The following is a 23247-nucleotide window of genomic DNA, read 5'->3' on the forward strand; positions in this document are numbered from 1 at the left end:
TGATTGTTCGAGGTCAGAAGGCCGGTGAACGGCCTCGGGTCGATTCCGCTACGGGATCACAGGTTGTCCGGGATGCAGGCTTGTAGCGGCTGGCCGGTGAGCGCCCAGCACAGCAACCTGAACGGTGCCAGGAACACAATGTTGCCGAGGTCGTTGGATCCGGAGGCCTGTGCGAGGTCGGTGGATCCGGCGTTCTGGCCGTCGTGCGGGTAGAAGAAGTCGGCGCTGCCGGAACTGCTTCCGGCCCAGGGGACAGGGAGGGCCGGATCGTCGATGCCGGTGGGTGCGGCAGATGCCGAAGTCACGGTGCCGAGGGCGATGGTTGCGCCGGCCAATGCAACGATGATTGATCGCTTCAAGATGGATCCTCTGCGCTAGTGCTTCTTCGGCGCCGATCGACGCCGTGGAGGACCATATATTTCGCTCGTCGAGTTGGTGGCTGTTTGACTGACGACGTGATCGCAGCGAGATCCTGGATCAGGAGACCTGCTGTCCTCGACTGATTGTCCGCAGAAGCATTGACCCGTCACCGAACTGGTGGGGAGAGCATCGACAGACTCATGCATGCAGGGAGGGCCGGTAGATGAGCTCTTGGATGCTGCCGTCGAGCGTTCGGCTCTCGATCAGCTCGAGGTCGAAGTCTGCCGCGCCCTGGAAGATCGGGTCATCACCGGTCTGACCGGTGATCACGGGGAAGAGCGTCACCTGGACGCGGTCGATCAGGCCGGCGGCCATCAGCGCCCGGTTCATCGACAGGCTGCCATGGGAGCGCAACGGCACGTCGGACTCCCGCTTGAGCCGGGCGACGACATCGACGGCATCACCACGTGCGACGGTCGCGTCCGGCCAGTCGAGAGGCTCGTGCAGGGTGGTCGACACCACGGTCGCCGGCAGGCTCCTCATCCGGGTGACCCATGGGTCGCGCACGGACTCCTCGGCGCCCGAGGCCAACAGCTGCGTGAACGCCCGATAGGTGTTGGCTCCGAAGACCATCCGCTGCTCCACCTCGTACAGGGCGAGGCGGTGGTCGAGAAATTCGGGACCTTGCTTGCCCCAGTACCCACCCCAGTCGCCGCCGCTGACGCCGCCGTAGCCGTCGAGGCTGGAGAAGACGTCGAAGGTGTAGGTGGCGGTCATGGTGCTCTCCTCGGTGCGGTTGTATCGGGTGTGCGTCGATATAGACAGGAAGTGACGGCGAAACTCATCGCAAGTTCGACTCAGGTGGAGCGGCACGTAACGAGGCACGCTCCCCGACGCGATATGACGGGTGTCAGGCTCACATGGATGCGGCGCAGACACGCCCCGGAAAGGCGAGGTCATGACGACTCCGACGGTTCCCACGTCGCCCACCCGCACGCCGAGAGCTCGGCTTCTCGGCGCGATCCGCCCACCGGCGATCGCGTTGGGCTGCTTGCTCACCGCAGCGCTCCCGGCCATCGCGGGCGCGCAACAGATGTCTCCCGCGGTGTGGTCCGGGCCCCTCTACACCGTCGCGGATGGTCCGCTGTGCGGCGGTCACGTTGCACTGTTGACCTCGCCCCGTGGTCCCGGGACGGCGTCGATCCAGGTGACCGGCGGGTTCCTCGGGATCTCCGGCACCACCGCGCACTGCAGTGTCGGGGTGAGCGTTCACTGGCGCAATCTGGACACCGGTGCGAACGGCGTGGAGCACGGTCGGGTGGCGGGCCTGATGATCCCGTCGGCGGCCACGCAGGTGATGTTCGCCGAGATCCATCCGGGCCCGGGCGCCGTCGAACTGCGCATGGAACCCGATCGCCCCCATCGCCCGATCGATCCGACGCGTCTGCAGGTGCCGTGACGCGTGAGCGTGGTGTAGCGGATTGTCGGTGCCGGTCAGTCGATGATCCAGCCATCGCCGCCCGGACCGCCTGATCGGGCGTCTCGATCCCTAGGATGTGGTCGTGTTCGAGGTCGTTCTCTGGGGCTCCACCGGGCTGATCGTGGCGGGGCTTCTCGCATTCTGGTGGCGTCGAGATGCTCGAGAACGCAGGGAGACCGAGCTCTACACGCGGTGGGCCAACGCGACGGTGTGGAACAGCGACCCATCGACGAAGATCGTCGTGGTATCTCGGACGGTCGAGGATGTCGCCTCGGTAAGCGACGGCGTCGTGGAGATCGACGCGGTCGTGGCCTCGGACCCGCCAGTGGTCGCGGGGTGGTACCTCCTCGTCACGGGCTGGGTGGATGCTCGTGATCGCGCGAAACGAGGCGAATCCATCGCATTCGGGCCCGCCGAGATCCTCGACTCGTTCCCACCCGACACGCCTGAACTCGTGGATCGGCTGAGCGGGCGAGGGAATCGACCGCCTGGCCTGGTGAGTCGACTGCTCGGGCTCAGGGGGCTCTAGGGGCTGTGTGCGGCTGTAGAGGCGTACGGCTTCGTGGCTCGCGAAAGAAGTTCCCGTTCGGCGATCGCCGGATTCTCAACCAGGACAATCCGCTTGCGTTCGGCCATCGGCCGTACCGCCCTGTAACGATCGGCGAGGCATTACAGACATACCGGTAGGTTTCCGTTCAGTGCACGGGGGTTCATCGATGATCAGACAGCTGTTCGCAGCGACGACCTTGGCTGTAGGCGTGGGAGTTGCGCTGGCTCCGGTCGCGGCTGCGCAAGCTCATGTTCCGCTACCCGGATTTCAGCCGGCCAGCGAGAGCTTTGTGACACCACTCGATCCCGACGCGTGGAGACCGGCACCGAAGTGGATCATCGCCAGCCCCTTCGGCACAGTCGACATCTACTGCGCCTCCTACAAGTCCACCATCTGTTACCAGCTCGATCCCGCCGGCAACCGGCACGATCTGACATCGCTCAACGCATACATTCCGCGACTCTGGGTACTGAATCCGGTCCAGAGCTGACACACAACAATCCGGGGGATCTCCATGAATGCAGGCAAGTTGAAGCAACTGTTCGCTGCGACAGCCCTTTCCGCGGCAGTGGTCGCAGGCGCGGCGGTACCCGCATCGGCGGCACCGAACTCGAATCCGCTTGCGCCGATCACCGCGGCCACTTCGAGCGCATCTTCAGACGGCAGCATCGGCGCCCCGGAGGGGCTGACCGTCGAGGCCCTCATCGCCGCTCGCAATGCGGGATTCCCGATCTACGAGGCCGGTGAGGTCGTGGTCGTCTCGGCATCGAAGATGGGCGCGATCTACGCAACCGAGTACCGGCGCGTCTACGAGATCGATGCCCTGGACACCCCGGCGGCGAAGTTCGTCACCGTCGGTGCGGTCGCCCCCGACCACTTCTATGTCATCCCCGGACAGGGTCGTGACTCCATCGTGGTCAATATGCGCCCCGTCGAGAACCCGATCTTCCAACGGTTCACCTACGACGTGACTCCGCAGAAGTGGTTGAGCAGCCCGCTGGTCGAGCTCCCGGGCGGTGGTCCCGGCGTCGGCATCGCATTCGTCAGCTGATCCATGACCCTGAGCTGACGGCCCGAGTGCGCTGTTTTCCCTCGTCACCCTCAACATCACGAACGAGTCGACGCGGCTGCAGCTACCTTGTGTGGTGATGGTTGACGAATCCTCGTTCATGCGACACTCGCGCCTCCGTCTAGGCCTGCACGTTCTCGTCCTGGTTCTGGCGTTGATCGTGCTGTTGCGGGCGGTGCTGCTCTCCGAGCCCTATACCGGGTGGATCGGCGCGTTGACGGCCGTGTTCGTTGTTGTTCACATCGTGGGCGCCTCACAGCGTGCTCCTTTTGCGCGATTCGCTTGGCTGGGCTCGTTGTGTGCGGTCTGGGCGGCGATGGCACTCCTGGGTGCCGACGCAGCGTATGTGTCGTTCGGGCTCATTCTGCTGTTCATGACCGAGATGCCGTTGATCCCGGCGGTGGCAGCGGTGATCGCGATCACGATCGTCAACGTGGTGATCGGGATCAACGTTGACGACAGTTGGGGTGGGGCGGTGGTTGGGTCGCTGCTCGGCGCCGTTGTCGGTGTCGTTGTCGGGCTCGGCTTCCGGGTCTTGTTCCACGAAACGGAACGACGACAGCAACTGATCGAGGAACTGCATCGCACCCGTGCGGAGTTGGCAGAGAAGGAGCGCTCCGCGGGCGAACTGGCCGAACGGGAGCGGCTGGCCAGAGAGATTCACGACACCGTTGCGCAGGGCCTGAGCAGCATTCAGATGCTGCTGCACGCCGCCGAGGCCGAGGACTTGCCCCCCAGCGCGGCGGACAAGGTCGTGATGGCTCGGCGAACTGCGTCGGCAGGGTTGGCGGATGCCCGGCGCCTCATCGCGGCCCTCTCGCCGTCGGACCTGGCGGGAAGCTCGCTTGTCGACGCGCTGAACCGGGTGTGTGAGCGCGCGGGAGCCGGCAGCTGCGATGTTCGCCTTCTCGTAGAGGGGCAGGCGGTTTCCCTGCCGATGCCGGTGTCGTCAGCTCTCGTGCGCTTGGCCCAGGGTGCGGTGTCGAACGTCGTGCGCCACGCCGGTGCTCACCACGCCGTCGTCACCCTCACCTATGGGACCGACGAAGTACACCTGGACGTGGTCGACGACGGGCACGGTTTCGACGCAACGATTCTGGACGATCCCGCCGCACACAACTTCGGACTCAACGCCATGCGCACCCGTGTCGAGCAGCTCAGCGGACGATGGTCCATCGAATCCGAACCCGGGCACACCGCCGTATCGGCGACTTTTCCGCTCGTGCAGCAGGAGGAGCACCGATGATCCGACTGGTACTTGCCGACGACCACGCAATCGTGCGTGCTGGGCTGCGGGCATTGCTCGAACGGCACTCGGCGGAGATCACGATCGTCGCCGAGGCCGCCACTGGCGAAGAAGCTGTTGCGTTGTGCCGTGATGAGGCGATCGATCTCGTCCTCATGGATCTGCGGTTCGGGGCCGGGTTGACCGGTGTGGAGGCGACCAGTCGGATCCGGTCGCTGCCGAATGCACCACGTGTCCTGGTGGTGACGAACTACGACACCGACGCCGAAATTCTGCGTGCGATCGAAGCCGGTGCCAGTGGCTACCTGCTCAAGGACACCGCGCCAGCCGAACTGTTCACGGCGATCGTGGCGGCGGCGGCGGGTGCGAGCGCGTTGTCTCCCGCGGTGGCCTCGAAACTGATGGCGCAGATGCGTGATCCCGGGGTGGCACTGACCCCGCGCGAAATTCAGGTGTTGGAGGCGGTCGCGGTCGGATACTCCAACCGGGAGATCGCTCGCCGGATGTTCCTCAGCGAAGGCACGGTGAAGACGCATCTGACGAACGTGTTCGGCAAACTGGGCGTGCGATCGCGGACCGCGGCCGTCGCGCAGGCACGCGCGCGGGGGATTATCGGCGGCGACGTCGACTAGGGCATGTCCGACAATTGGTGGTGGGACGGCATGCGGCTGATCGCAGCTCAGCGAGGAATCTCGGAGGAAGAGCCGGATCTGATCAACACCGAAGCGACTTCGCCGCGGCGTTGCCCTTGATCGCCGCGTAGATCAGGGCGATGAACACCGCCAGAAGCACGGCGGGTGCGGCGACAGCCGACGCCACGGATCCGAAACCCGCCACGACACCGATCATGACTTGGATGGATAGCCCAGCAATGGCTGTCCACACCGTCCGGTGTAGAAGTGGCCGAGCAACCTGATGGGCCAACTGCCACGCTGCGGGGCTCGACATCGTCGCCTTCGTTCGTATGCCCACAACGGGATTCGGTTCATCACCGGTGATCCGCGGCATAAGTCCAGCAACGAAGGCAATGACAATCGTCGACGACGTCAGCGAGATCGTCAGACCCAGCAAGTCAGATGACCCCACGCCCAACCCCCTGTCGACAGATTTAGCACAACGGACATTACCGACACTCCCGCCTGGGAACCGCGGGGACCCTCATACCTACATGTGAACCGGTGCGTGTGAGCCTGTTCGCGTGACGCGGTTTCAAGTGTTGTCAGATGAGCAGTGGGAGTTGATCTCGGACTTGCTGCCGGTACGGACCGGTCGTCGGGGCCGGCCGTTCTCCGATGCGCGGGCGATGATCGGCGGCATCATCTACCGGTACCGATGCGGAATCGCGTGGCGGGACGTGCCGGAGGTGTTCGGGCCGTGGCAGACGATCTGGACCTGGCACCGCCGCCTCGCGGGCGACGGCACCTGGGAGCGGATCCTGCAACGGCTACTGGCTCGCGCCGACGCGGCCGGGATCATCGACTGGGCAGTGTCGGTGGACTCGACCATCGTCCGCGCGCATCAGCACGCCACGAACACCACCCGCCACACAGGGGGGTCTGTCGAATTACACGAATCCTTCGATCGAGCCGCCTGACCATGCGATCGGCCGCTCCCGCGGCGGCCTGTCGACGAAGATCCATCACCTCGTTGACGGCCACGGATTGCCGCTTGTCGTGCTCGTCTCACCCGGCCAATCTGGTGACAGCCCCGCATTCGCCCACCTGCTTGAGCACCTGCGCGTTCCCAGGATCGGGGGCGGGCGGCCGCGGACCCGACCCGATCGGGTCCGCGGCGACAAGGCGTACTCGTCTCGCGCGAACCGGGAATTGCTGCGCCGCCGCGGGATCGGTGCGGTCATCGCAGAGCCCTCCGATCAGGCAGGGCACCGACGCCGACGTGGATCGCGTGGCGGGCGACCGCCAGCGTTCGACGAGGTCGACTACCGCGGGCGCAACGTCATCGAGCGCCGGTTCTGTCACCTGAAGCAGTGGCGAGGTCTGGCGACTCGGTACGACAAACTCGCGATCGTTTACCGCGCAGCCGCCGTCCTCAACGCGGTCATAGCCTGGGCCCGATGTTTGTCAGACATGCCCTAGCCCAACCACCAGCGGGTGGCCGGAGAGGATCCTCCGTCGCCGGAGGTGACCGGCGGGCGTCTCAGCCGGTTCTGGAGGGCTCTGACAGGCAGTTCTGCGCGCCGCCTCTATCCAAAGTCGTAGATGAGTCCGACCGTTCTTCCGATGTGCCGGAGCCGGGATTTCGGTCGGATGGAAGGCGTGAAGACACTTGTCAATTGCGCATTCGGGTACGCCGTGGCAGGCCCTTATCACCGACTGCTGACCAAGGCCGATGTTGCCGAAAAGGCAAGCACCCCAAGGAACATGGAGGGGATCGCGTGAGCGAACGGCAGATGCGACGAGGGGAGTCGTCGAACGCTCGAATGCTGGTGCGTGCCTTCCGCGTTGTTGCGTCGCTGGAAGCGGCGACCTGGCTGGGGTTGCTGATCGGCATGTACTTCAAATGGATCGCGAAGAGCACCGATCTCGGCGTCCGCATCTTCGGACCCCTGCACGGGGCGATGTTCGTGACGTTCGTTGTGCTCTCGATCGCAATGTACGTCCGACTGGGCTGGCGCCAGCGGACCTTGTTGCTCGCGTTGGTGTCCTCGCTGCCACCCTTCGCCACGATCGCATTCGAGGTGTGGGCTGCCCGCACCGGGCGCTTCGTTCCGGGGGCGGACCGCTACTCCGACTTCCCAGCTCGCTATCCGACGCCGGTGCGATGAACGCATTCCAGTCGGGATTGGACGCAACAATATGAGATCACGCTTCATGAAAACCCTCTTCGGATCCCGACGTCGGGCCGGCATCCTCGTCTTGCTGTGGATCGTCCTCGTGGGTGCACTCGCAAGTCTTGCGCCCACCCTGGAGGAGGTCGAGAACAACGCGGGGGCAAACGATCCGCCCGCTTCCTCGGAATCCGTACAAGCCGCCGAGTTGGCAGCCCGCGAGTTCCCGAGAAGTGAGGGAACTCCCGCGATCGTCGTCGTCCGCGGCGCCGACAGTTCCGAGACCTCGGCGGCAGTGGACCGGATTGCCGCGAGCATCAACGGCGCGAAAGCCGACAACCCCTCGATCGCCGCGGTGGTGACCGCCGACCGTGATGGCAGCGGCAGCCTGCGCACCACCGACGGCACCAGCGAGATGGTCGTCGTCTCGCTGACAGGCAACCCGACCGACGAGTCGTTCCAGGACACGGTCGGCACCCTTCGCGATCTCGTGGGCGAGGCTGCTGGGCCGGCTGATGCAGCTGTCACCGGACCAGCCGGGATCGCCACCGACACGGTGGAGGTGTTCCGCAGCGGCGACAAGATTCTGCTCCTCGGAACGATTCTGCTGGTCGCGATCATCCTGATGGTGATCTATCGATCGCCCGTCCTCGTGGTCGTGGCGCTGGCCGGTGTCGGCGTTGCGATGCGGCTCGCCGAAACGGTGGGCGCGATGATGGCCGACGCGGGCTGGTTCGACATCAGTTCGCAGACCGCATCGATCATGACCGTACTTCTGTTCGGTGTCGGCACCGACTACGCGCTGATCGTCGTCGCCCGCTACCGTGAGGCACTCGCCGCGGAATCGGAGCGCTCGGCTGCGATGATGCGGGCCCTGCGGGGAGTCTCCGAATCGATCCTGTCGAGTGTTACGACGATCGTTCTGGCCATGCTGGCTCTGCTGGTGGCGGTCTCGCCGGCACTGCGCGGGTTCGGACCGTATCTCGCGCTGGGCGTCGCCTCGATGGGACTGGTCGCCTTCACCTTCACCCCTGCGCTCATGTTGCTCTTCGGGGGAAAGCTCTTCTGGCCGTCCACAATCCAAGCGGCGTCGGGTCGCGTAGGAGGCAAGGTCTGGGAACGGGTCGCGAACCTCGTCGACCGATCACCGAAAGCGGTGCTGGCCTCCACACTGCTCGGTCTACTCGTGATGACCGCGGGACTGGCAGGCTATCGCGAGAGCTTCGACTTCATCAGCGGATTCCGGATCGACACCCAGTCCGAGTCCGGCCAGAACATGATCGCCGATGCATTCGGAGCCGGCGAGATCGCGCCGTCGACCGTCTACGTCACCGCACCGGTCGGGACACCATCGCCCGACTGGAACGAGATCACCCGTCACCTGGCGGATGTGGACGGGGTCGCCCGGTTGACCGGGAGTCCCACGGTCAGCGCGGACGGGACGACGGCAGCATTCGAGGTCACCTTCACCGACAACCCCTACAGTCCTGCTGCACTGGACCGCATCGAAACACTGGCGTCCGTGGCGCAGTCCGCCGCAGACACCGCAGGGATCGACAATGCGCGGGTTCTCGTCGGTGGCGAGAGCGCTCACGCTGCCGACATCCGTTCGGCGCTCGATCGTGACAACTGGGTGGTCGCCGCGCTGGTGCTCTTGATCGTTGCCGCAGTGCTGGCGTTGCTGCTGCGATCGGTTCTCGCACCCCTGTATCTTGTCGGAACGCTCGTACTGTCGTTCACTGCGACGCTCGGGCTCACGACCTTCATCACCGTAACCGTGCTGGGAGACGCCGGAATCGGGAATCGAGTCGCGGTCTACGTGTTCGTGTTCCTGGTCGCTCTGGGTGTCGACTACACCATCTTCTTGATGAGCCGCTACCGGCAGGAACTGTCGACGCATCCATCACGGGCAGCGCTGCGGGTTGCACTCACCCGGACCGGTGGGGTGATTTCGTCCGCAGGTGTCATCCTGGCAGCCACCTTCGCCGTGTTGACCACTCAACCGATCCGAGAACTGTTCCAGTTCGGGTTGGCGATGGCCATCGGAATCCTGCTCGATACCTTCGTCGTCCGTCCCCTGCTCGTCCCGGCGATCATGCGCCTACTCGGCGACAAGGCCCTGTGGCCGACGGTTCCTCAACCGACACACGAACGGGATCCGGATGTGGAGTTGTCCGGCGTCTAGCCGGTCGACTGGCAGACGTATTCGACAGGCATCGGGAAGGGCCCCGCAACGCGGGGCCCCTTCCCGATGCTCGCGGATGGAAGCGTCCGGGCTTCGATGTTGATGACCTTCAGGTGCCCGGCGGACAGAACTACCCGGAGTCGCGGCGTCGGAGGAACATCCTGAGCGCGGCTCCGACATTGTCGCGGACGAATTCCTCCTGCTCCGTTGCGATTACGGAGCGCATCGTCTCGAGCTCACGCTCGGCGCCGGGTAGGCCGAACACCGCGCAGCCGGCCGCGTTGCGGACATCCCAGTCGTCGTCCGTTCGGGCCAGGTGGATCAGCGCCCCGCGGCATTCTTCGGCGAGCGAGCCGTCATCGAGCGGAAGGATCTCGAAGACCCTCACCGCCTCGATCCTCACCAGGTCGTCCTCCGACACATCTGCTGCAACCGCGAGCAGAAACGGGGCTAGCAGCGATCCGTCGGCAACGCCGGGAACCAACGAATGCAGTGCGGAGAAGCGCGCATCAGCGTTCCACCGAGAGAAATTGGCGATCATTTCACGCGCAGGTGCCGATTTCGACGTCATGAGACGTCACGCTACGGGGCTTGCATGTCACGGAGCGCGATCACTTCGACGTCATCCGAAAGTGCCTGTCGAGCCCGCGGTTCAGGGGACCTGGAGGACCACGACGCCCATGCTGACGGGGCGGTGATCGGCGGTCCGCGCGTCTGCGGTCGCGGTGACGATGCCGCTGCCGGTTTCCACCGTCGAAGGGGTGTACGCGCAAAAGTCCTGCGGCGTTGTGCGACTGTAGTCGATCGGGACGCGTAGGACCTGGGTTGTGCCAGTGGCGCCGGTCGTCAGGTTTCGCCAGTTCATGGTCATGCCAATGCAGTCGTACGTGTCGATCTGGTACGTGGTTGGACGGGCAAGCTGAAAGGTCACTTCGCCCGGCGCTCCTGTCGTTGCGGTCGGGGTCAGGGGCACCAGCGGCGGCAAATAGCACCTGAATCCGACCCCGCAACCCGAGAGGAACGTGGCCGGGATCTGAAACGGCGTGGTCGACGCTGCTGGGTCGGGCGGCGGGTTCGCCGCTGCTGCCGGGGAGCCGAGGAACGGCGTCAGTGTGGTTGCCGACGCAACGGCGCCGGCGATGAGTAGGTGATGAATCGTTGTACGGCGCATGGCGTGGCCTCCAACGTGGGATCCGCCCGACCCTTCTGTAGTGCCAGCGTAGGCCGCGAGTGCTAGCTGCTCTGCCGTGTTCCACGAAGACGCTTCGCCCGGCGGTGGCAATCGATGTGCTCGTCCGGCGGCGCGCAGTCCATCGCCGACCACGCGCGCCGAGTAAACGTTGCGCCAGTGAATCGCAAAGAGCCTGTATAGAACAGATTTTATTAGATGAGCTAATGGCAAGTCACTTTTGTGGCGTGAACTGGATCTTTGTTGCTTCAACGATTTCCGGCACTAACGAACAAGTTCTCGCCTATGGTCCAGATCGCAGAAGTTCTTTACTTCGTAAAGTAGCTACCCGCCACCCAAGGAGTGCAATGTCCTTCACCCACGTTCGCCGTGCCGCAGGCCCCATCGCCGCGGCCGCCACAGTTGCCGCTGGCACGCTGCTGATGGCATCACCGGCGTCCGCAGCGAGTAACACTGTCGAGTTCCAGGGCGCGTGCCAGGCCCGCGCGATCCTCACCCAGCACATGTCGCAGCCGCTGGGCATGAGCATCACGGCCCCGGACACCGCGAAGGTCGGCGAAGAGTTCAGCTACACGCTGCAGCCGACGGTCAGTTCGCTGCCCGACAAGGAGTCCATCGCCACCACCACCGACATCCAGCGACTCAAGATCGACTGGGAGATCCCGGAGAACACCGAGTTCGTTGGCGCCACGGTCGTGGCGGGCACGAGCAAGGGCCTGGTCGGTGTCGCACCCTCGGTCATCCGCGTCAACGAAGCGGGCGAGCCCGACGCGGCCGGCACCATCCTCCGCCTGTCCGGAGACAACGAAACCGTCGGCAACGGCCCGAAGTCCAGCCTCAACACCCCGGGTGGCATCGCGGTGGAGAAGACGAAGACCGACATGGACGGCAACCCGACCGCGGACGGCTCCACGAAGTTCCAGCTGCCCGCCGTCGAGGTCACCGTCAAGGCCCTTGCCGAGGGCGTCGTCACCCCGAAGGTGCGCGTGTCGGGCGACGCCGCAAACTACAACAGCGAGACGAACTACGACACCTTCCTGGCACGGGCGTTCGCGCTCGGCTCCCAGCAGAACGCACCGACCTTCTGCACCCCGAAGGACGGCAAGCGGCCGGCCAACGATGTGCCGGTGAACGCGGGCGGCCAGGCACTGGCGACCATCACCATCGGCGCGGGTGGACCGGTCGACCCGGTGGATCCGGTCGACCCCGTCGATCCGGGTGCCGGCTCGGTGGATCTCGGATCGCTCGGGTCCCTCTTCCAGTCCTGATCCGGCTCGTCAGCGCCGCGAGGCCGGTTCCGCTGCGGGAACCGGCCTCGCGGCGTCTGTTCGGTCCGCCAGGACCCGCCCGAGTGGGTCGTGCAGCGGTCAGCCTCGATGGTGTTCGACGACCCACGCGGCGATCTGTGTTCGGGAGGTGAATCCCAGCTTGGCGAGAATGTGCTCGACGTGTCCCTCGGCGGTTCGTTGCGAGATCACCAGTCGGGCGGCGATGGCGCTGTTGGTCAGGCCCTCGGCGACGAGGTCCGCGACCTGTTGCTCGCGTCGGGTCAACGTCGGTTTGGTCTTGTCCTTGGCGGCCGGCCGGGCCGGCTCGGCGGTCTCGGCCAGCACGTACGCCACGGCCTCGCCGAAGCTCGCGGATGCTCCCTTGCGGTAGTTCGCGTCGAAGGACTTCGGGCCGAGCGCGCGCCGCGTCCGCTGCTCGCATTCGTCGTGGAACTCGCGCAGCGTCGGGAGCGCGATGTTCGGTACACCCCCCGTCCGCCGCATGGCCTCCGCGGAGCCCAGCAACACCGCCGCCCGCGGGTAGGCGTCGCCGGCCGCGGCGATCCAGGCCAGGCATTCGAGGCACGGCGCGGAGCCGAACGAGTCGTCGACGGACCGGAATAGTTGCACGGCCTGTTCGATCAGAGCGACCGCTCGCGCCGGCTCGGTCGACCACACCGTCAATCCGAGTGTCCGCAGCGCCCAGGCTCGGAACACGAGCTCGCCGCGCGGTTCGGTGATGGTCAGTACCTGCTCGAGACAGTCGGCGGCCTTCGCCGTGTGTCCGAGCAGCCCGTGGGCGACCTCGACACCGGTCAGCGTGACGACCCGGAGCAGGAGGTCCTCGGGCGGAAACAACTCCAGCGCCGCTTCGAAATGCGTTGCCGCGGTGGGTAGGTCGTTGGTCATCAAGGCGAGGTTTCCGGCCGCGTACAGCACGGTCGCGTCGGCGTCCGGGTCGTCGGTGTCCGCTGCTGCGGCGCGTGCCCGTTCGACCCGCTGGGTGCCGGCCTCGACATCACCCTGAAAACCGTTGAGCACCCCGCCGAGGCTCGCGGCTCGCACCCAATCCGCGTCCCGCGGAACACTCTCGACCGCCAGCATCCGTTCGGTCCAGCGGGCGCCCTCGTTGAGCTGTCCGGTGGCGAGCCAGAAGGGGTACAGGGCCGCCGTGATGCGCAGGCCGACCGCCACGTCGTCCGGTTCCGCGACGCTGGCGTCCAACGCCTCGCGGATGTTCTGCTGGTCCAGTTTCAGGCGGGCGATCCAGTCCAGCTGGCGCGGTCCGATCCAGTCGGCCTGGGCCTGCAGCGCCAGGTGTTCGTACCAGTCCCGGTGGCGTCGCCGGATCCGCGCGTGCTCGCCGGACTCCTCGAGCTTCTCGAGGCCGTACTCGCGGAGGGTCTCGAGGAGGCGGTACCTCCCCGCGGTCGCCGATTCCTCGCGAAGCAGGATCGACTTCTCCACCAGCGACGCAATCAGGTCGAGCAGGGCGTCCGGCGTCAGGTCGGCACCGCACACCTGCTCGACCGCCGTGAGTTCGAAGCTGCCCGCGAAGACCGACAGTCGAGCCCACAGCTTCTGCTCTTCGGGCGTGCACAGGTCGTGACTCCAGTCGATACACAGTCGCAACGTCTGCTGCCGCGACGGGGCGGCGCGTTTGCCTCGGCTCAGCAGGGTGTATCGGTCGGTGAGACGCTGCAGGATCTGCTCGGGCGACAGTGCCTGCAGTCGTCCCGCTGCCAGTTCGATCGGCAGCGGCAGGCCCTCGAGCCGGTGGCAGATCCCGACTACGGCGGCCATGTTGTCCTCGGTGAGCTCGAATCCCGGCAGTGCCGCGGCAGCGCGTTCGGCGAACAGTGTCACCGCGTCGTAGCTGGGCAGGCCCCCGAGATCGAGTGTGCCGTCGGGCTCCGGTGCGGTCATCGGCGGGACGCGAAGCGTCTTCTCCCCGCTGATGCCGAGGGACTCCCGGCTGGTGGCGAGAATCCGCAGGTCGGGACACCGTTGCAGGAGGGTCCCGGTCAGGTCCGCCACCGCGTCGATCACCTGCTCGCAGTTGTCGAGCACCAGCAGGGTCTGGCGCGACTCGAGAAACTCCGCGAGGACCGTCTGCAGCGGCTGGGTCGAGAACGACTTGAGCTCGAGGGCCGAGGCCACCAGGCTCACAAGCAGTGACCCGTCGTGGAGGTCGCCCAGCTCGACCAGCCACGCCCCGTCGGTGAAGGCGCGCTGGGTGCTCGACGCGATCCGCAGCGCAAGGCGGGTCTTGCCGACGCCACCGATTCCGGTGAGCGTCACCAGCCGGGAACTCGACATCAGCTCCTTGGCCTCCGCCAGTTCGTTGCGACGGTTGACGAAACTCGTCAGCTCCGCGGGCAGGTTCCCCTTCTTGTTGCGCGTGGAGGTGACCGTCGGCGATCGTCCACCACCGGTCGGCGGTCGACGATCGCTCCGCCTCAGGGACGGCGTGGACGTCAGGGCCATCTCGTCGACGGGAAGACCATGGCGGAACTGGATTTCACGCAGTGCGTCACCGAGCTGTGCGGCGGTGTGGCGGGCGTCCGGGTCGGTGGACATGGCGCGCTCTATGGTGGCCGCGACGTCGTCGGGAATGTTCAGTTCGCGAAGGTCCGGGACGGGTTGGGTGGTGATGCGCAGGAACTGCGCAACGACCTGCTCTCCACTGCGACGCTCGAACGCCGCGTGGCCGGTGAGCGCGCAGAACAGCGTGGAGCCGAGTCCGTACACGTCCGCGGCGGGACTGGGTGATCCGCCATCGAGAACTTCGGGTGCGGTGAAGGCCGGGGTTGCGGTGAACGTGCCGATGGCGGTCTCGAACCCGCCGGAGATGTGTGCGATGCCGAAGTCGGTCAGTGCAGGTTCGCCGTAGTCGGTGAGCAGCACGTTCGCTGGTTTGACGTCGCGATGCAGGATGCCGAGCCGGTGCGCGGACTCCACCGCACCGGAGAGTTTCACCCCGAACTGCAGTGCCTGCTCGAGCGGCAGCGGTCCGTCGTCTCGGATGCGCACGTCCAGCGAACGCTGCGCGTAGTAGGGCATCACGATGTAGGGCCGGCCGCTCTCCGTGGAACCGACCTGTAGGACGTTGACGATGTTGGGGTGCCCGGTCAGTCGACCCATCGCCCGCTGCTCTCGGAGGAATCGGGTCAGGTTCTCCTCGTCGAGATCGGCGGTGAGCACCTTCACCGCCACGGTGCGGTCCAGCGGCGCCTGCGTGCAGCGGTACACGACGCCGAATCCGCCGCGTCCGATCTCGCTCGCATCGGTGAACCCGGCGGCATCGAGCTCCGACACCACAGACGGGTTCACCCCACGCTGAGTCGCGAACGGATCGCTCCCGGCCATCGGTCAGGCCGATCCGTCGCGCGTAGGACGTCCTCGTGGATACGGCACGGCACTCACCTCACGGCAGGTTCTGGAATCCCATACTGCCACCCGATTCGGGGTGCGTACCAGCTCAGCGCCGTGCTCGCGGCCCGATCGCCTCGCGCGCGAGGTGGTCGCGGCGCCCTCCAAGGGGGCATGTTCGGATCACGTCTGCGGGGGAGTCCACCTCGCACGCAAGTAGCTCTCGGCCCGCCGCCGACGCCGCGGGGCCATGATCGAAGGGAGAAAAACCTCGAGCATCTGCGCGATTCGCAGTTCGAGGTCGTGGCGCTGGGTGAGGACGTTCGAGACCAACTGCACCCCTGTGAACGCCGCCACGAAGTACCGCGCGAGATGCGCAGGGTCCATGGTGTCGGCGAGGTCACCTTCGGCGGCCGCATCACGGAAGATGCGATCGAGGCCGGAGATCCAGTCGAGGTACGGCTTCGGGGGGCCATCCGAGGCGCTGAGCTCAAGGGTAAGTCGGATGCCCGCTCGCACCACGGGATCGTCGATCATCTGACGCCCCATCTCGTACGCCTGCATGACCAATTGCTCGAGTGCTGGCGCGCCGGTGGTGCGGATCTGGGCAACCGCGGCCATCGAGATTGCATGCTGCTCGTCGATGACGACGGTTCCGAGATCGTCCTTGGATCTGAAGTGGAAGTACACGGCGCCTTTGGTGACGCCAGACTGATCGACAATGTCGGCCAGGGTTGTGCGTTCGTACCCCGTGATATCGAAGCACTCGGCGGCAGCACGGATGATCTGCTGCCGTGTCGCGATCGCCCGCTCTTGCCTAGCCACCGACTCAAGCCCTCTCAGTTCAAGGAAACCGACATCTTCACGAACGTTCCGACCGGCCCCCACACGAGCGACCGTGATGACGGCACGCCATCTCCCACCGGCGTCCCGCGCATCGGTTACTCAGGGCGACGGTTTCATCGGTTCTGCCACCCTACGTGGCGTGGCGTCGAGCGAGTGTCATCCGGGTTGTGCATTCGCGGCGCTTGCGGCCGCATGCTCCCTGCCACGTATCCGGGACATCGTCGCCCGACTGGGAGGCCGAGTCGGGCGACGGTGCCGCAAGGCTGTCCCCCGCTGGCATGGGTGCACCCGCTGACATGACGGTCGGGATTAGGCCGCCCCACGCCGTGGGCGCCAGGCTGTCACCTGCCGCACCCAAAGCGGAGAGGACACGCAGGTGCTTTCTCGCCCCGTCAGGGCCAGGGCCCCTGCAAGGCGGCCATCGCACGGATCGGCCGAGACTGAAACCATCTGGCCGGTATTTTTTTGGAGATCGGACATGGGCGTTTAGATCGCTCAATGTGATGAAATCCATTCTGCTGCAACAGAAATAATAAAAGGCGACTGGACGGTATTTTTTCGGTTGGGCTCGTGAGGTGCCAAGAACTTTCTGTATAAGCGCGACGTTTCCAATCTCCTGGTCTATGTTCGGTGCGTTCGTCAGGCGTTTGCAGACATCGCCCGATTCGAACAGGTGAACCGGGGGTGCAAAAGGGCTGAGCCCGACCCGCACGACAGGAATGACCGTGAAGCGTTCTGCTCCTTGAGGGTTCGATCAAAGATGGCGAGTGTGACTAGCCAGTAGTCGGCTGCGATACCAGTGGGCCGGATGATCTCGCAGTTGACGGCGGGATCTCGACAGCCGTCGGGGAGACGGCTCGAAAAGCGGAAGTCGAAGGACCTGTGCGGCGCAGCCCTTGTTGTGTCGCTCAGGTCCCCGGGGGGAACTGTGTCGGGATCGGACACTCGCCTGTCAATGTCCGATCCCGACTCGCACGAGACATTCGTGGTCGGCATCGTCGCCACATACGGGAGCCGATTCTCGACGAACAGAGGACCGCGCCGGAGGACTGACATACCGATGTCAACGATCCAGTATCCGGCGAACAGGAAGAAAGGAAGCGGGAATGCTCCAAGAGCTACTCAAGGCGATGTTTCCCCTGGTGATGGGCATCGCCGGCCCGTTGGGCGGATCCATTGACGGCTTGAACACCATGTCGTCGACCTACTCGAGTGAGGGATGAGCAAATGGGATCTGATGTTGCCGAAACCACCGGCTCGCTGGGGGAAACAACCACGCAGATGCTGCCCCAGCTGTTCATTGCGCTGATCGTAGTGCCGGCACAGCTGGTGTTCGGAATCAAGGTCATCTAGAAGAGAAGGGATACACAAAAATGCAGGCATTCTCTGCGGACCTCGCCCACCAGGCGTGGACCAGCTGGCTCGGGATGGGGAACTACTTCACCACGTTCCTCATCGCGCTTTCCTGACAACAGAGGTAGGAGGAATCAACTGTGTGGGGAAACTTCTGGACAGGTCTTGTCAATCTCGCGTCGGGTCTGACCACGATGACGCTCTTCGGGTTGGACACAGCCTCGAGTCAGGGGGCAGGCTGGTCGAGCGCCGACTCCCTGAGCGCCGGCGAGTAGTCAATCTGTAGTGCCAGTCGAAGTCATCTACGACGAAGCGCCCTGCGCAGGCCCACAGAAACGTGGGGCTGCGCAGGGCGTGGCGCCGTCAGCTCGATCCGTCGCTGACGGATCGAATGGAATGTGTGCCAAGGGTTTTCGCTGGCGGATAGTTCTGGGCTGCAATAGAATTGACCCATTGATGATCACACTTGACGGGGCTCCTGATCGCACAGATCCGGATGAGTTCCGTTGTGGTCCAGGCCGAGTGGGACCTTCCGTTCGCGGTTGTTGTGTTCGATGTGTCGGCAGGATTCGTCAGGCGGGCCGTCGCGTCGTTCGCAACCGGGGCAGGGAAGAGAATTGGCGTGTGTCCGATCAACCTGGACTGCAACCGAAATGGTGGCTTTGAGGTCAGTCAATGTGGCTCTGTCAACAGTCAGTGGCCCCACCTGACGGAGGAATCTGGCCCCACAACTGTCGGCGCGGTGGATTGCAGATCGGCAATGGCTGGACTCATGGACGCCCCTCGCGGATCAGTTCGGCGAACGCGGGCACCAACGCCGGCGCCTTGAGTGTCGAGTTCGGGCCTGAGGGCAGAGTGTTCATGCCTCTCGCCTAAATCGCACCGCCCCGGAGGGACTTACCAAAGACCACGCTGGCCATGTCAGACCGTCGAAGGTCTTCTACATGGCAAGACAGTGGAAGAGAGCCGATCAGGGCCAACCTCGAAAGGCTGCACGGTGCGCGTGATCCGGAATTGGGTCAGCGACATGGCGCTCTTCCTTTCAGCCGCTGCACTGCTAGCCGCATGTGGAGTCCGTGAGGATCATCCAGCGAGCACCGGCCACCCTGCTGCCGACGCTGCGCGCCCGATGTCGTGCCAACAGTTTGAGTCGTCCTCTGGGCAGGTTGTTGTCGGCAATCCGCAACCTGTAGCAACCGCTCTGATACCTGTCCCGCCTGGACAAGAACTACCGGAATTGGTTCGACCTACGCTGGATTCGGTCTCGATAGCGAGAAGCGCGGGTGGGGACACCGTGGTCTTCGACCTCGGTGGCAACGGATCACTTGGGTGGACTGTGCGGTTCGTCCAAGTTCCCCTTCAACGAGGCATCGACACAACTGTTCCAATCTCAGGGACGTGCATACTTCAGAAAGACCTGACTGGGGTGGAATCGAGCGACGCTCGGGATATCCGCAATTCCCCGTTGCGGATATCCCCTGAAGGTGAGATATCGGCTGCAGTGGAGGTGCTGAACTACCCGAGCGTCGACACCGTGGCGCAGTCTTTCGTGGGAATCCGCAGCAACTCGCCCCAAGTGGACGTCGAGACTTCCATCGGAGCTGCTCGCATCGGCGTACAAATTTCACCGCCGAGGCCGGGTTCCGGAGGTCGGTGATGGCCCGTCCGAGCGGGCGCCGATGCCGCGGTCGCTCAGTCGCGTCGGTCCGGTCGGAGCGCCCCATGCGCCATCCGGACGATGAACGAACTCGGGGGCCGCCAGACGTCGCGGTCTTCGAATGGCCATGCGTAGGTCAGGGCTCCGTCGCGGATGCAGTCGAGCAGACCTGGCGCGGCGAGCTCGTGAGATGACCACTCGTAGAGCTGCTGCACCCTTGGGATGATCACCCCGTAGTCCAGGAGTCGGCCGAATCCGAGCTCGGCATCGAGGTAGGACCGAACCCCCTCGTCGAGCGGATACTGGTCCGGAAGCACGCGAGACAGCTGTAGGAAGATCCCGGTCATGCCCAGTCTCGGGTCGCCGAGGAACGGGGCGAGAGGGCGTAGCCATCCCAGCGAGATTCGGGGGGCCGCGACGAGGGCGTGGCTGAACAGGACACGGCAGAGTACGACGTTCATGAAGAAGCGCTCGGCCTCGTTCTCGGCCGCCGCCTCGTCGCGGCGCTCGAGGTAGGCGGCGACCACGCTCCCGTTGTGCGCCCGATACCAGGACCGGGCGGTCGGGTAGTCGGCGAAGGACATCCAGAAGTCGACCGTCTGCGAGGAGGTCGGCCCGGTGAAGTACCCGCTCAGGGCCACCGCCTCGCACCCGTCGCGAAGGATGCGCTCGTTCACCGCACGCCACCATGGGCTCCCGGGATGGTCGCTGGACAGTGGTTGGAGCAGTCCTCGCCGGAGTTGCCATCGCATGAACGACATCGCCGCCCGCTGGAACGGGAGATGCCGCGGGGCCTTGCCGTACGGGCCGTAGTAGCAGCGTTGCATGAGCGCGATCCGGCCTGCCGGATCGTCGCGCACAGAAGCGATCTGCTGCTCGGCCCAGGCCGCGGCAGTAGCCCCAGCACTCACATCAACATGATCGCACGCGCTACCAAGGCCGGATCGCATCGCGACCGTTGCGGCTGGCACGCGGTCCTTGCAGGGCATCCGACAACGAAGTTGTTGACCTTCAGCGAGGAGTGGGGTGTTCGGTCAGATTGTCGGCCGGGTGATGCACAGTTCTTTGTCTGCGTGACGCTGCGACGAGCAGAGGAACGAAATCGCGGATGGGTTTGCCGTCGAGGTGGATTCGGGCGCGAGTGACGGCGTCGCTGACTTCGGCGAGGGATTTCTTCGGGTAGGTGGTGGCGAGGCGCCGGATCGAGGTCGATCAGGTGCTGTTCTTCCTTCGGCAACATGAGGAAGTCTCCCTCAGGACGGCTTCTGTTCCTTCTGGTTGGTGAGCTGAGACCGGATCCGGCGTTCAACGAACAGTGGGACGAATTCGCGGATGGGCCGGTTGTAGAAGTCCTCTCGGGCGCGGTCGATCATCGCGGCGACGTCATTGTCGGTCAAGTGCGGAAAGTCGTTCTTGATCGCCGCCGCGATGTCGTTCAATGCCGCGGTCTCTTTCGAGCCGGCGTTGTCCTTCTTCTTGCCCATACCGGCATTCGACCATCGAGCGATGAATGCCAGGTTGCCGTTTCCTGGCAATTTGCCCTGCGATCTGCTTCTCCGATATATCGCTTCTCATTCCCAACTCAGCTGCTGGTCGTTGGACAATGAGCAGCCGGTGTCGATTCCGGCTGGTCAGCTCCACTGTCAATCTTGGCGGAGTGGCGGTGACTGGCCGAACTCCCTGGCGGGTCAGTCCCAACGCATCCGCGACTGGTCCAGATGCAGGAGAATGTTGTTGAGTGAGTGTCAATCCATGGTGACCAGCAGGTCACGGCAGTTCAGCTCGGCAAGGTGAATACCAAGAGAGTTCACAGCGGAGGTAGACGATGGACATCCTCGTTCTCATCGGCCGAATCCTGTTCTCGGTCCTGTTCCTGACATCGGCTGTCGGCCACCTGACGCAATCCGAGGCCATGGCCCAGTACGCCGCGAGCAAGGGCGTGCCCGTCCCGCAGCTCTCCGTTGTCGTCTCGGGTGTGGTCCTGGCTGTCGGTGCATTGAGCGTGCTGCTCGGCGTCTGGGCCGACCTCGGTGCTCTGCTGCTGGTCGCCTTCCTTGTCCCGACCGCGGCGCTGATGCACAACTTCTGGTCCGAATCCGATGCGCAGGCCAGACAGACGGAGATGGTCCAGTTCAACAAGGACATCGCGTTGGCTGGCGCGGCATTGATGCTGTTCGCCTTTTTCGCTCACACCGGCGATCTTGGGCTGACCATCACCGGGCCACTGTTCACCATCTCCTGAGCTCGCGCCATACCACTCTGTGGATGCGCCGTACCGAAGATCCGTCCTGCGGACTCAGGGAGCATGCGCCGGACCCCTTCCGCGACGCTCGTGTGAGTGGTGTTCTGGATGGGCACCGACGTCGGTCCTCAGGGCCGAGCGGAACATCCATGTGGCAAGGAAGGCGCCATGACCACGATTCATCTTCACCAGACGACCACCGCGACGCCCGAGCAGTTCCTGGCCGGTCTCACCGATTTCGGGCCTGGTCGCAAGGAACTCTTCGGCAACAGTGCTGACAGCTACCTCAAGGTGCATCACGAAGGCCCCCACGACGCTGATGTCACGGAGGGTTCGAGCGGCATCTGGGAAACCCTGCACTACGACTGGACCGACCCCCATCGTGTGGTGATGACGACCACCGACTCCAATTTGTGGGGCGGTGCTTCAGGCCACACCTACACACTTACGCAGCAGTCCTCGGGTGTGACAGACGTGGATGCCGTCGTGGTCCGCGATGGCAAGAACCTCAGGGGACGATTGCTCGCGGGGGTGCTCGGACTTTTCGGCACCCGAGTTCTGGGAAAGCAGTTCAAGAAGTCCGTCGAGGCCATCGAAGCTCGCAACGGCGGCGCGACCGGAAAGAACACGCAGACGCGAGAAGAGTGAACTGACGTGTCGGTGTCCGTGCCTTGTGCGGCTCGAACACCATCTGCGGCCTGCCACCGTGCTCGGTAGCTCCAGTCAAATAGCAAGCCTCGCTGAATTTTTCAACGAAGGCGGGGAATCCTGTTGACTCCGGATCGAATCGAATGGAAGGAAAGGCATGAAGATCGTCGTTATCGGCGGCACCGGGCTGATCGGCTCGACGCTCGTCGCTCGGCTTGGTGAGCGCGGCCATGAAGCGGTTCCGGCTGCGCCCAGTACGGGCGTGAACACGCTCACCGGTGAGGGCGTGAAGGAGGTGCTTCATGATGCGAATGTCGTGGTCGACGTCTCCAATTCACCGTCGTTCGCCGACGACGACGTCATGACGTTCTTCCGGACCTCCACCGCGAATCTGCTCGATGCCGCCCGCGAGGCAAGCGTCGGCCACTATGTGGCGCTGTCGGTGGTGGGCACCGACCGGCTACCGGAGTCCGGATACCTCCGGGCGAAGGTTGCGCAGGAGGAGCTGATCAAGGGGTCGGGCCTGCCGTACTCGATCGTGCACGCCACCCAGTTCTTCGAATTTGCGGGGAGCATCGCTGATTCCGCGACTGCCGACGGCAAGGTGCGGCTGCCCGGTGCCGGTGTCCAGCCGATCGCGGCCGAAGAAGTGGCGGCCGCCGTCGGAGACACCGCGGTGGGCGACCCGCTGAACGGCACCGTCGAGGTGGCGGGCCCGGAGGCGTTCGGCCTCGACCAGTGGGTCCGCACCGTGCTGGCCGCACGTCACGATCCGCGCGAGGTGATCACCGATCCGCAGGCGCGGTACTTCGGGGCGGCGCCGGACCGCGAGCTACTGCCCGGCGCGGGCGCGCACCTCGCACAGACACAGTTGTCGGAGTGGCTGACCCGTCAGTGACTCGGACGGTCTTTGTGCAGCTCCGCACCCGCCGACCGCAGCCATCGTGCAAGATGCACAGGACGGCGGCTGCGCAGCGTGACCAGTTGAATTGCG

Annotated in this window: 23 protein-coding genes and 1 pseudogene; 14 read left to right on the forward strand and 10 right to left on the reverse strand. The window is 64.8% G+C overall.

Translation table 11 applies throughout. The features are described from left to right. Positions 1–56: 56 nt before the first annotated feature. Together RHCRD62_RS19170 and RHCRD62_RS19175 are read right to left on the reverse strand one after the other, a co-directional pair. Positions 57–359 (reverse strand): hypothetical protein, encoded by a 303-nt coding sequence (locus RHCRD62_RS19170; protein ID WP_157050989.1) that lies wholly within the window; start codon positions 357–359, stop codon positions 57–59. Between the two features lie 199 nt (positions 360–558). Then, positions 559–1137 (reverse strand): dihydrofolate reductase family protein, encoded by a 579-nt coding sequence (locus RHCRD62_RS19175; protein ID WP_157050990.1) that lies wholly within the window; start codon positions 1135–1137, stop codon positions 559–561. A 181-nt stretch (positions 1138–1318) separates the two neighbouring features. On the opposite strand from RHCRD62_RS19175, the gene RHCRD62_RS19180 reads away from it, so the two are divergent. From RHCRD62_RS19180 to RHCRD62_RS19205, 6 genes are all read left to right on the forward strand, one after another. After that, entirely contained in the window at positions 1319–1819 is a 501-nt protein-coding gene (locus tag RHCRD62_RS19180) for a hypothetical protein (RefSeq protein ID WP_050066356.1), read from the forward strand. A gap of 103 nt (positions 1820–1922) precedes the next feature. Then, positions 1923–2369, forward strand: coding sequence for a hypothetical protein (locus tag RHCRD62_RS19185; RefSeq protein ID WP_157050991.1), 447 nt, complete (start codon positions 1923–1925; stop codon positions 2367–2369). Positions 2370–2556: 187 nt separating this feature from the next. Continuing rightward, positions 2557–2880: a hypothetical protein gene (locus RHCRD62_RS25935; protein ID WP_157050992.1), complete on the forward strand. Its 324-nt coding sequence runs from the start codon at positions 2557–2559 to the stop codon at positions 2878–2880. Between the two features lie 24 nt (positions 2881–2904). Continuing rightward, positions 2905–3441 (forward strand): hypothetical protein, encoded by a 537-nt coding sequence (locus RHCRD62_RS19195; protein ID WP_050066359.1) that lies wholly within the window; start codon positions 2905–2907, stop codon positions 3439–3441. 97 nt (positions 3442–3538) lie between these two features. Next, complete coding sequence (locus RHCRD62_RS19200) at positions 3539–4705, forward strand: sensor histidine kinase (protein WP_050066360.1); 1167 nt, start codon at positions 3539–3541, stop codon at positions 4703–4705. Then, the gene (locus RHCRD62_RS19205; RefSeq protein WP_050066361.1) at positions 4702–5337 is read left to right on the forward strand and encodes a response regulator transcription factor; all 636 of its coding nucleotides are present in this window, start codon (positions 4702–4704) and stop codon (positions 5335–5337) included. The genes RHCRD62_RS19200 and RHCRD62_RS19205 overlap by 4 nt, the downstream gene beginning before the upstream one ends. A gap of 82 nt (positions 5338–5419) precedes the next feature. On the opposite strand, the gene RHCRD62_RS26480 is transcribed toward RHCRD62_RS19205, so the two are convergent. After that, positions 5420–5713, reverse strand: coding sequence for an SdpI family protein (locus RHCRD62_RS26480; RefSeq protein WP_084734377.1), 294 nt, complete (start codon positions 5711–5713; stop codon positions 5420–5422). A gap of 205 nt (positions 5714–5918) precedes the next feature. Here RHCRD62_RS26480 and RHCRD62_RS25940 point away from each other — a divergent pair. The 3 genes and pseudogenes from RHCRD62_RS25940 (at position 5919) to RHCRD62_RS19225 (ending at position 9678) form a co-directional block, all read left to right on the forward strand. Next, positions 5919–6801: pseudogene (locus RHCRD62_RS25940) on the forward strand (IS5 family transposase). A 314-nt stretch (positions 6802–7115) separates the two neighbouring features. Next, positions 7116–7490 carry a DUF3817 domain-containing protein gene (locus RHCRD62_RS19220; RefSeq protein WP_216596655.1) on the forward strand — a complete coding sequence of 125 codons (375 nt, stop codon included), beginning with the start codon at positions 7116–7118 and terminating at the stop codon, positions 7488–7490. A 109-nt stretch (positions 7491–7599) separates the two neighbouring features. Next, positions 7600–9678, forward strand: coding sequence for an MMPL family transporter (locus tag RHCRD62_RS19225; RefSeq protein WP_253277390.1), 2079 nt, complete (start codon positions 7600–7602; stop codon positions 9676–9678). Positions 9679–9808: 130 nt separating this feature from the next. Here the strand turns inward: RHCRD62_RS19225 and RHCRD62_RS19230 are convergent, their stop codons facing one another. Further along, on the reverse strand, positions 9809–10249 hold the full coding sequence (locus tag RHCRD62_RS19230) for a HEAT repeat domain-containing protein (protein WP_157050995.1): 441 nt from the start codon (positions 10247–10249) through the stop codon (positions 9809–9811). An 81-nt stretch (positions 10250–10330) separates the two neighbouring features. Then, positions 10331–10609 (reverse strand): hypothetical protein, encoded by a 279-nt coding sequence (locus tag RHCRD62_RS19235; protein WP_050066367.1) that lies wholly within the window; start codon positions 10607–10609, stop codon positions 10331–10333. A gap of 605 nt (positions 10610–11214) precedes the next feature. Here RHCRD62_RS19235 and RHCRD62_RS19240 point away from each other — a divergent pair. Beyond that, a complete protein-coding gene (locus RHCRD62_RS19240; RefSeq protein WP_050066368.1) occupies positions 11215–12135 on the forward strand; it encodes a hypothetical protein in 921 nt (306 codons plus the stop codon). A 99-nt stretch (positions 12136–12234) separates the two neighbouring features. Here the strand turns inward: RHCRD62_RS19240 and RHCRD62_RS19245 are convergent, their stop codons facing one another. Next, complete coding sequence (locus tag RHCRD62_RS19245) at positions 12235–15504, reverse strand: protein kinase domain-containing protein (RefSeq protein WP_050066369.1); 3270 nt, start codon at positions 15502–15504, stop codon at positions 12235–12237. 186 nt (positions 15505–15690) lie between these two features. Continuing rightward, positions 15691–16395, reverse strand: coding sequence for a ScbR family autoregulator-binding transcription factor (locus RHCRD62_RS19250; RefSeq protein WP_253277391.1), 705 nt, complete (start codon positions 16393–16395; stop codon positions 15691–15693). Between the two features lie 1185 nt (positions 16396–17580). Between RHCRD62_RS19250 and RHCRD62_RS26645 the strand changes: the two genes are divergently transcribed. Beyond that, a complete protein-coding gene (locus tag RHCRD62_RS26645) occupies positions 17581–17706 on the forward strand; it encodes a hypothetical protein (RefSeq protein ID WP_301280731.1) in 126 nt (41 codons plus the stop codon). 1692 nt (positions 17707–19398) lie between these two features. Here RHCRD62_RS26645 and RHCRD62_RS19255 read toward each other — a convergent pair. The 3 genes from RHCRD62_RS19255 to RHCRD62_RS19260 all read right to left on the reverse strand — a co-directional run bounded on the left by RHCRD62_RS19255 (position 19399) and on the right by RHCRD62_RS19260 (position 20847). Next, a complete protein-coding gene (locus tag RHCRD62_RS19255; RefSeq protein WP_216596648.1) occupies positions 19399–20274 on the reverse strand; it encodes a hypothetical protein in 876 nt (291 codons plus the stop codon). Between the two features lie 100 nt (positions 20275–20374). Further along, complete coding sequence (locus RHCRD62_RS26750) at positions 20375–20566, reverse strand: three-helix bundle dimerization domain-containing protein (protein ID WP_367379654.1); 192 nt, start codon at positions 20564–20566, stop codon at positions 20375–20377. Between the two features lie 50 nt (positions 20567–20616). After that, on the reverse strand, positions 20617–20847 hold the full coding sequence (locus RHCRD62_RS19260; protein WP_050066371.1) for a three-helix bundle dimerization domain-containing protein: 231 nt from the start codon (positions 20845–20847) through the stop codon (positions 20617–20619). A gap of 341 nt (positions 20848–21188) precedes the next feature. Between RHCRD62_RS19260 and RHCRD62_RS19265 the strand changes: the two genes are divergently transcribed. The 3 genes from RHCRD62_RS19265 to RHCRD62_RS19275 all read left to right on the forward strand — a co-directional run bounded on the left by RHCRD62_RS19265 (position 21189) and on the right by RHCRD62_RS19275 (position 23151). Next, positions 21189–21605, forward strand: coding sequence for a DoxX family protein (locus RHCRD62_RS19265; protein WP_050066372.1), 417 nt, complete (start codon positions 21189–21191; stop codon positions 21603–21605). A 168-nt stretch (positions 21606–21773) separates the two neighbouring features. Further along, positions 21774–22253, forward strand: coding sequence for a hypothetical protein (locus RHCRD62_RS19270; protein WP_050066373.1), 480 nt, complete (start codon positions 21774–21776; stop codon positions 22251–22253). A 157-nt stretch (positions 22254–22410) separates the two neighbouring features. After that, positions 22411–23151: an SDR family oxidoreductase gene (locus tag RHCRD62_RS19275; RefSeq protein ID WP_050066374.1), complete on the forward strand. Its 741-nt coding sequence runs from the start codon at positions 22411–22413 to the stop codon at positions 23149–23151. The last annotated feature ends 96 nt before the right edge of the window (positions 23152–23247 follow it).

It is taken from the genome of Rhodococcus sp. RD6.2 (assembly GCF_001040705.1).
GTDB lineage: Bacteria > Actinomycetota > Actinomycetes > Mycobacteriales > Mycobacteriaceae > Rhodococcus_G.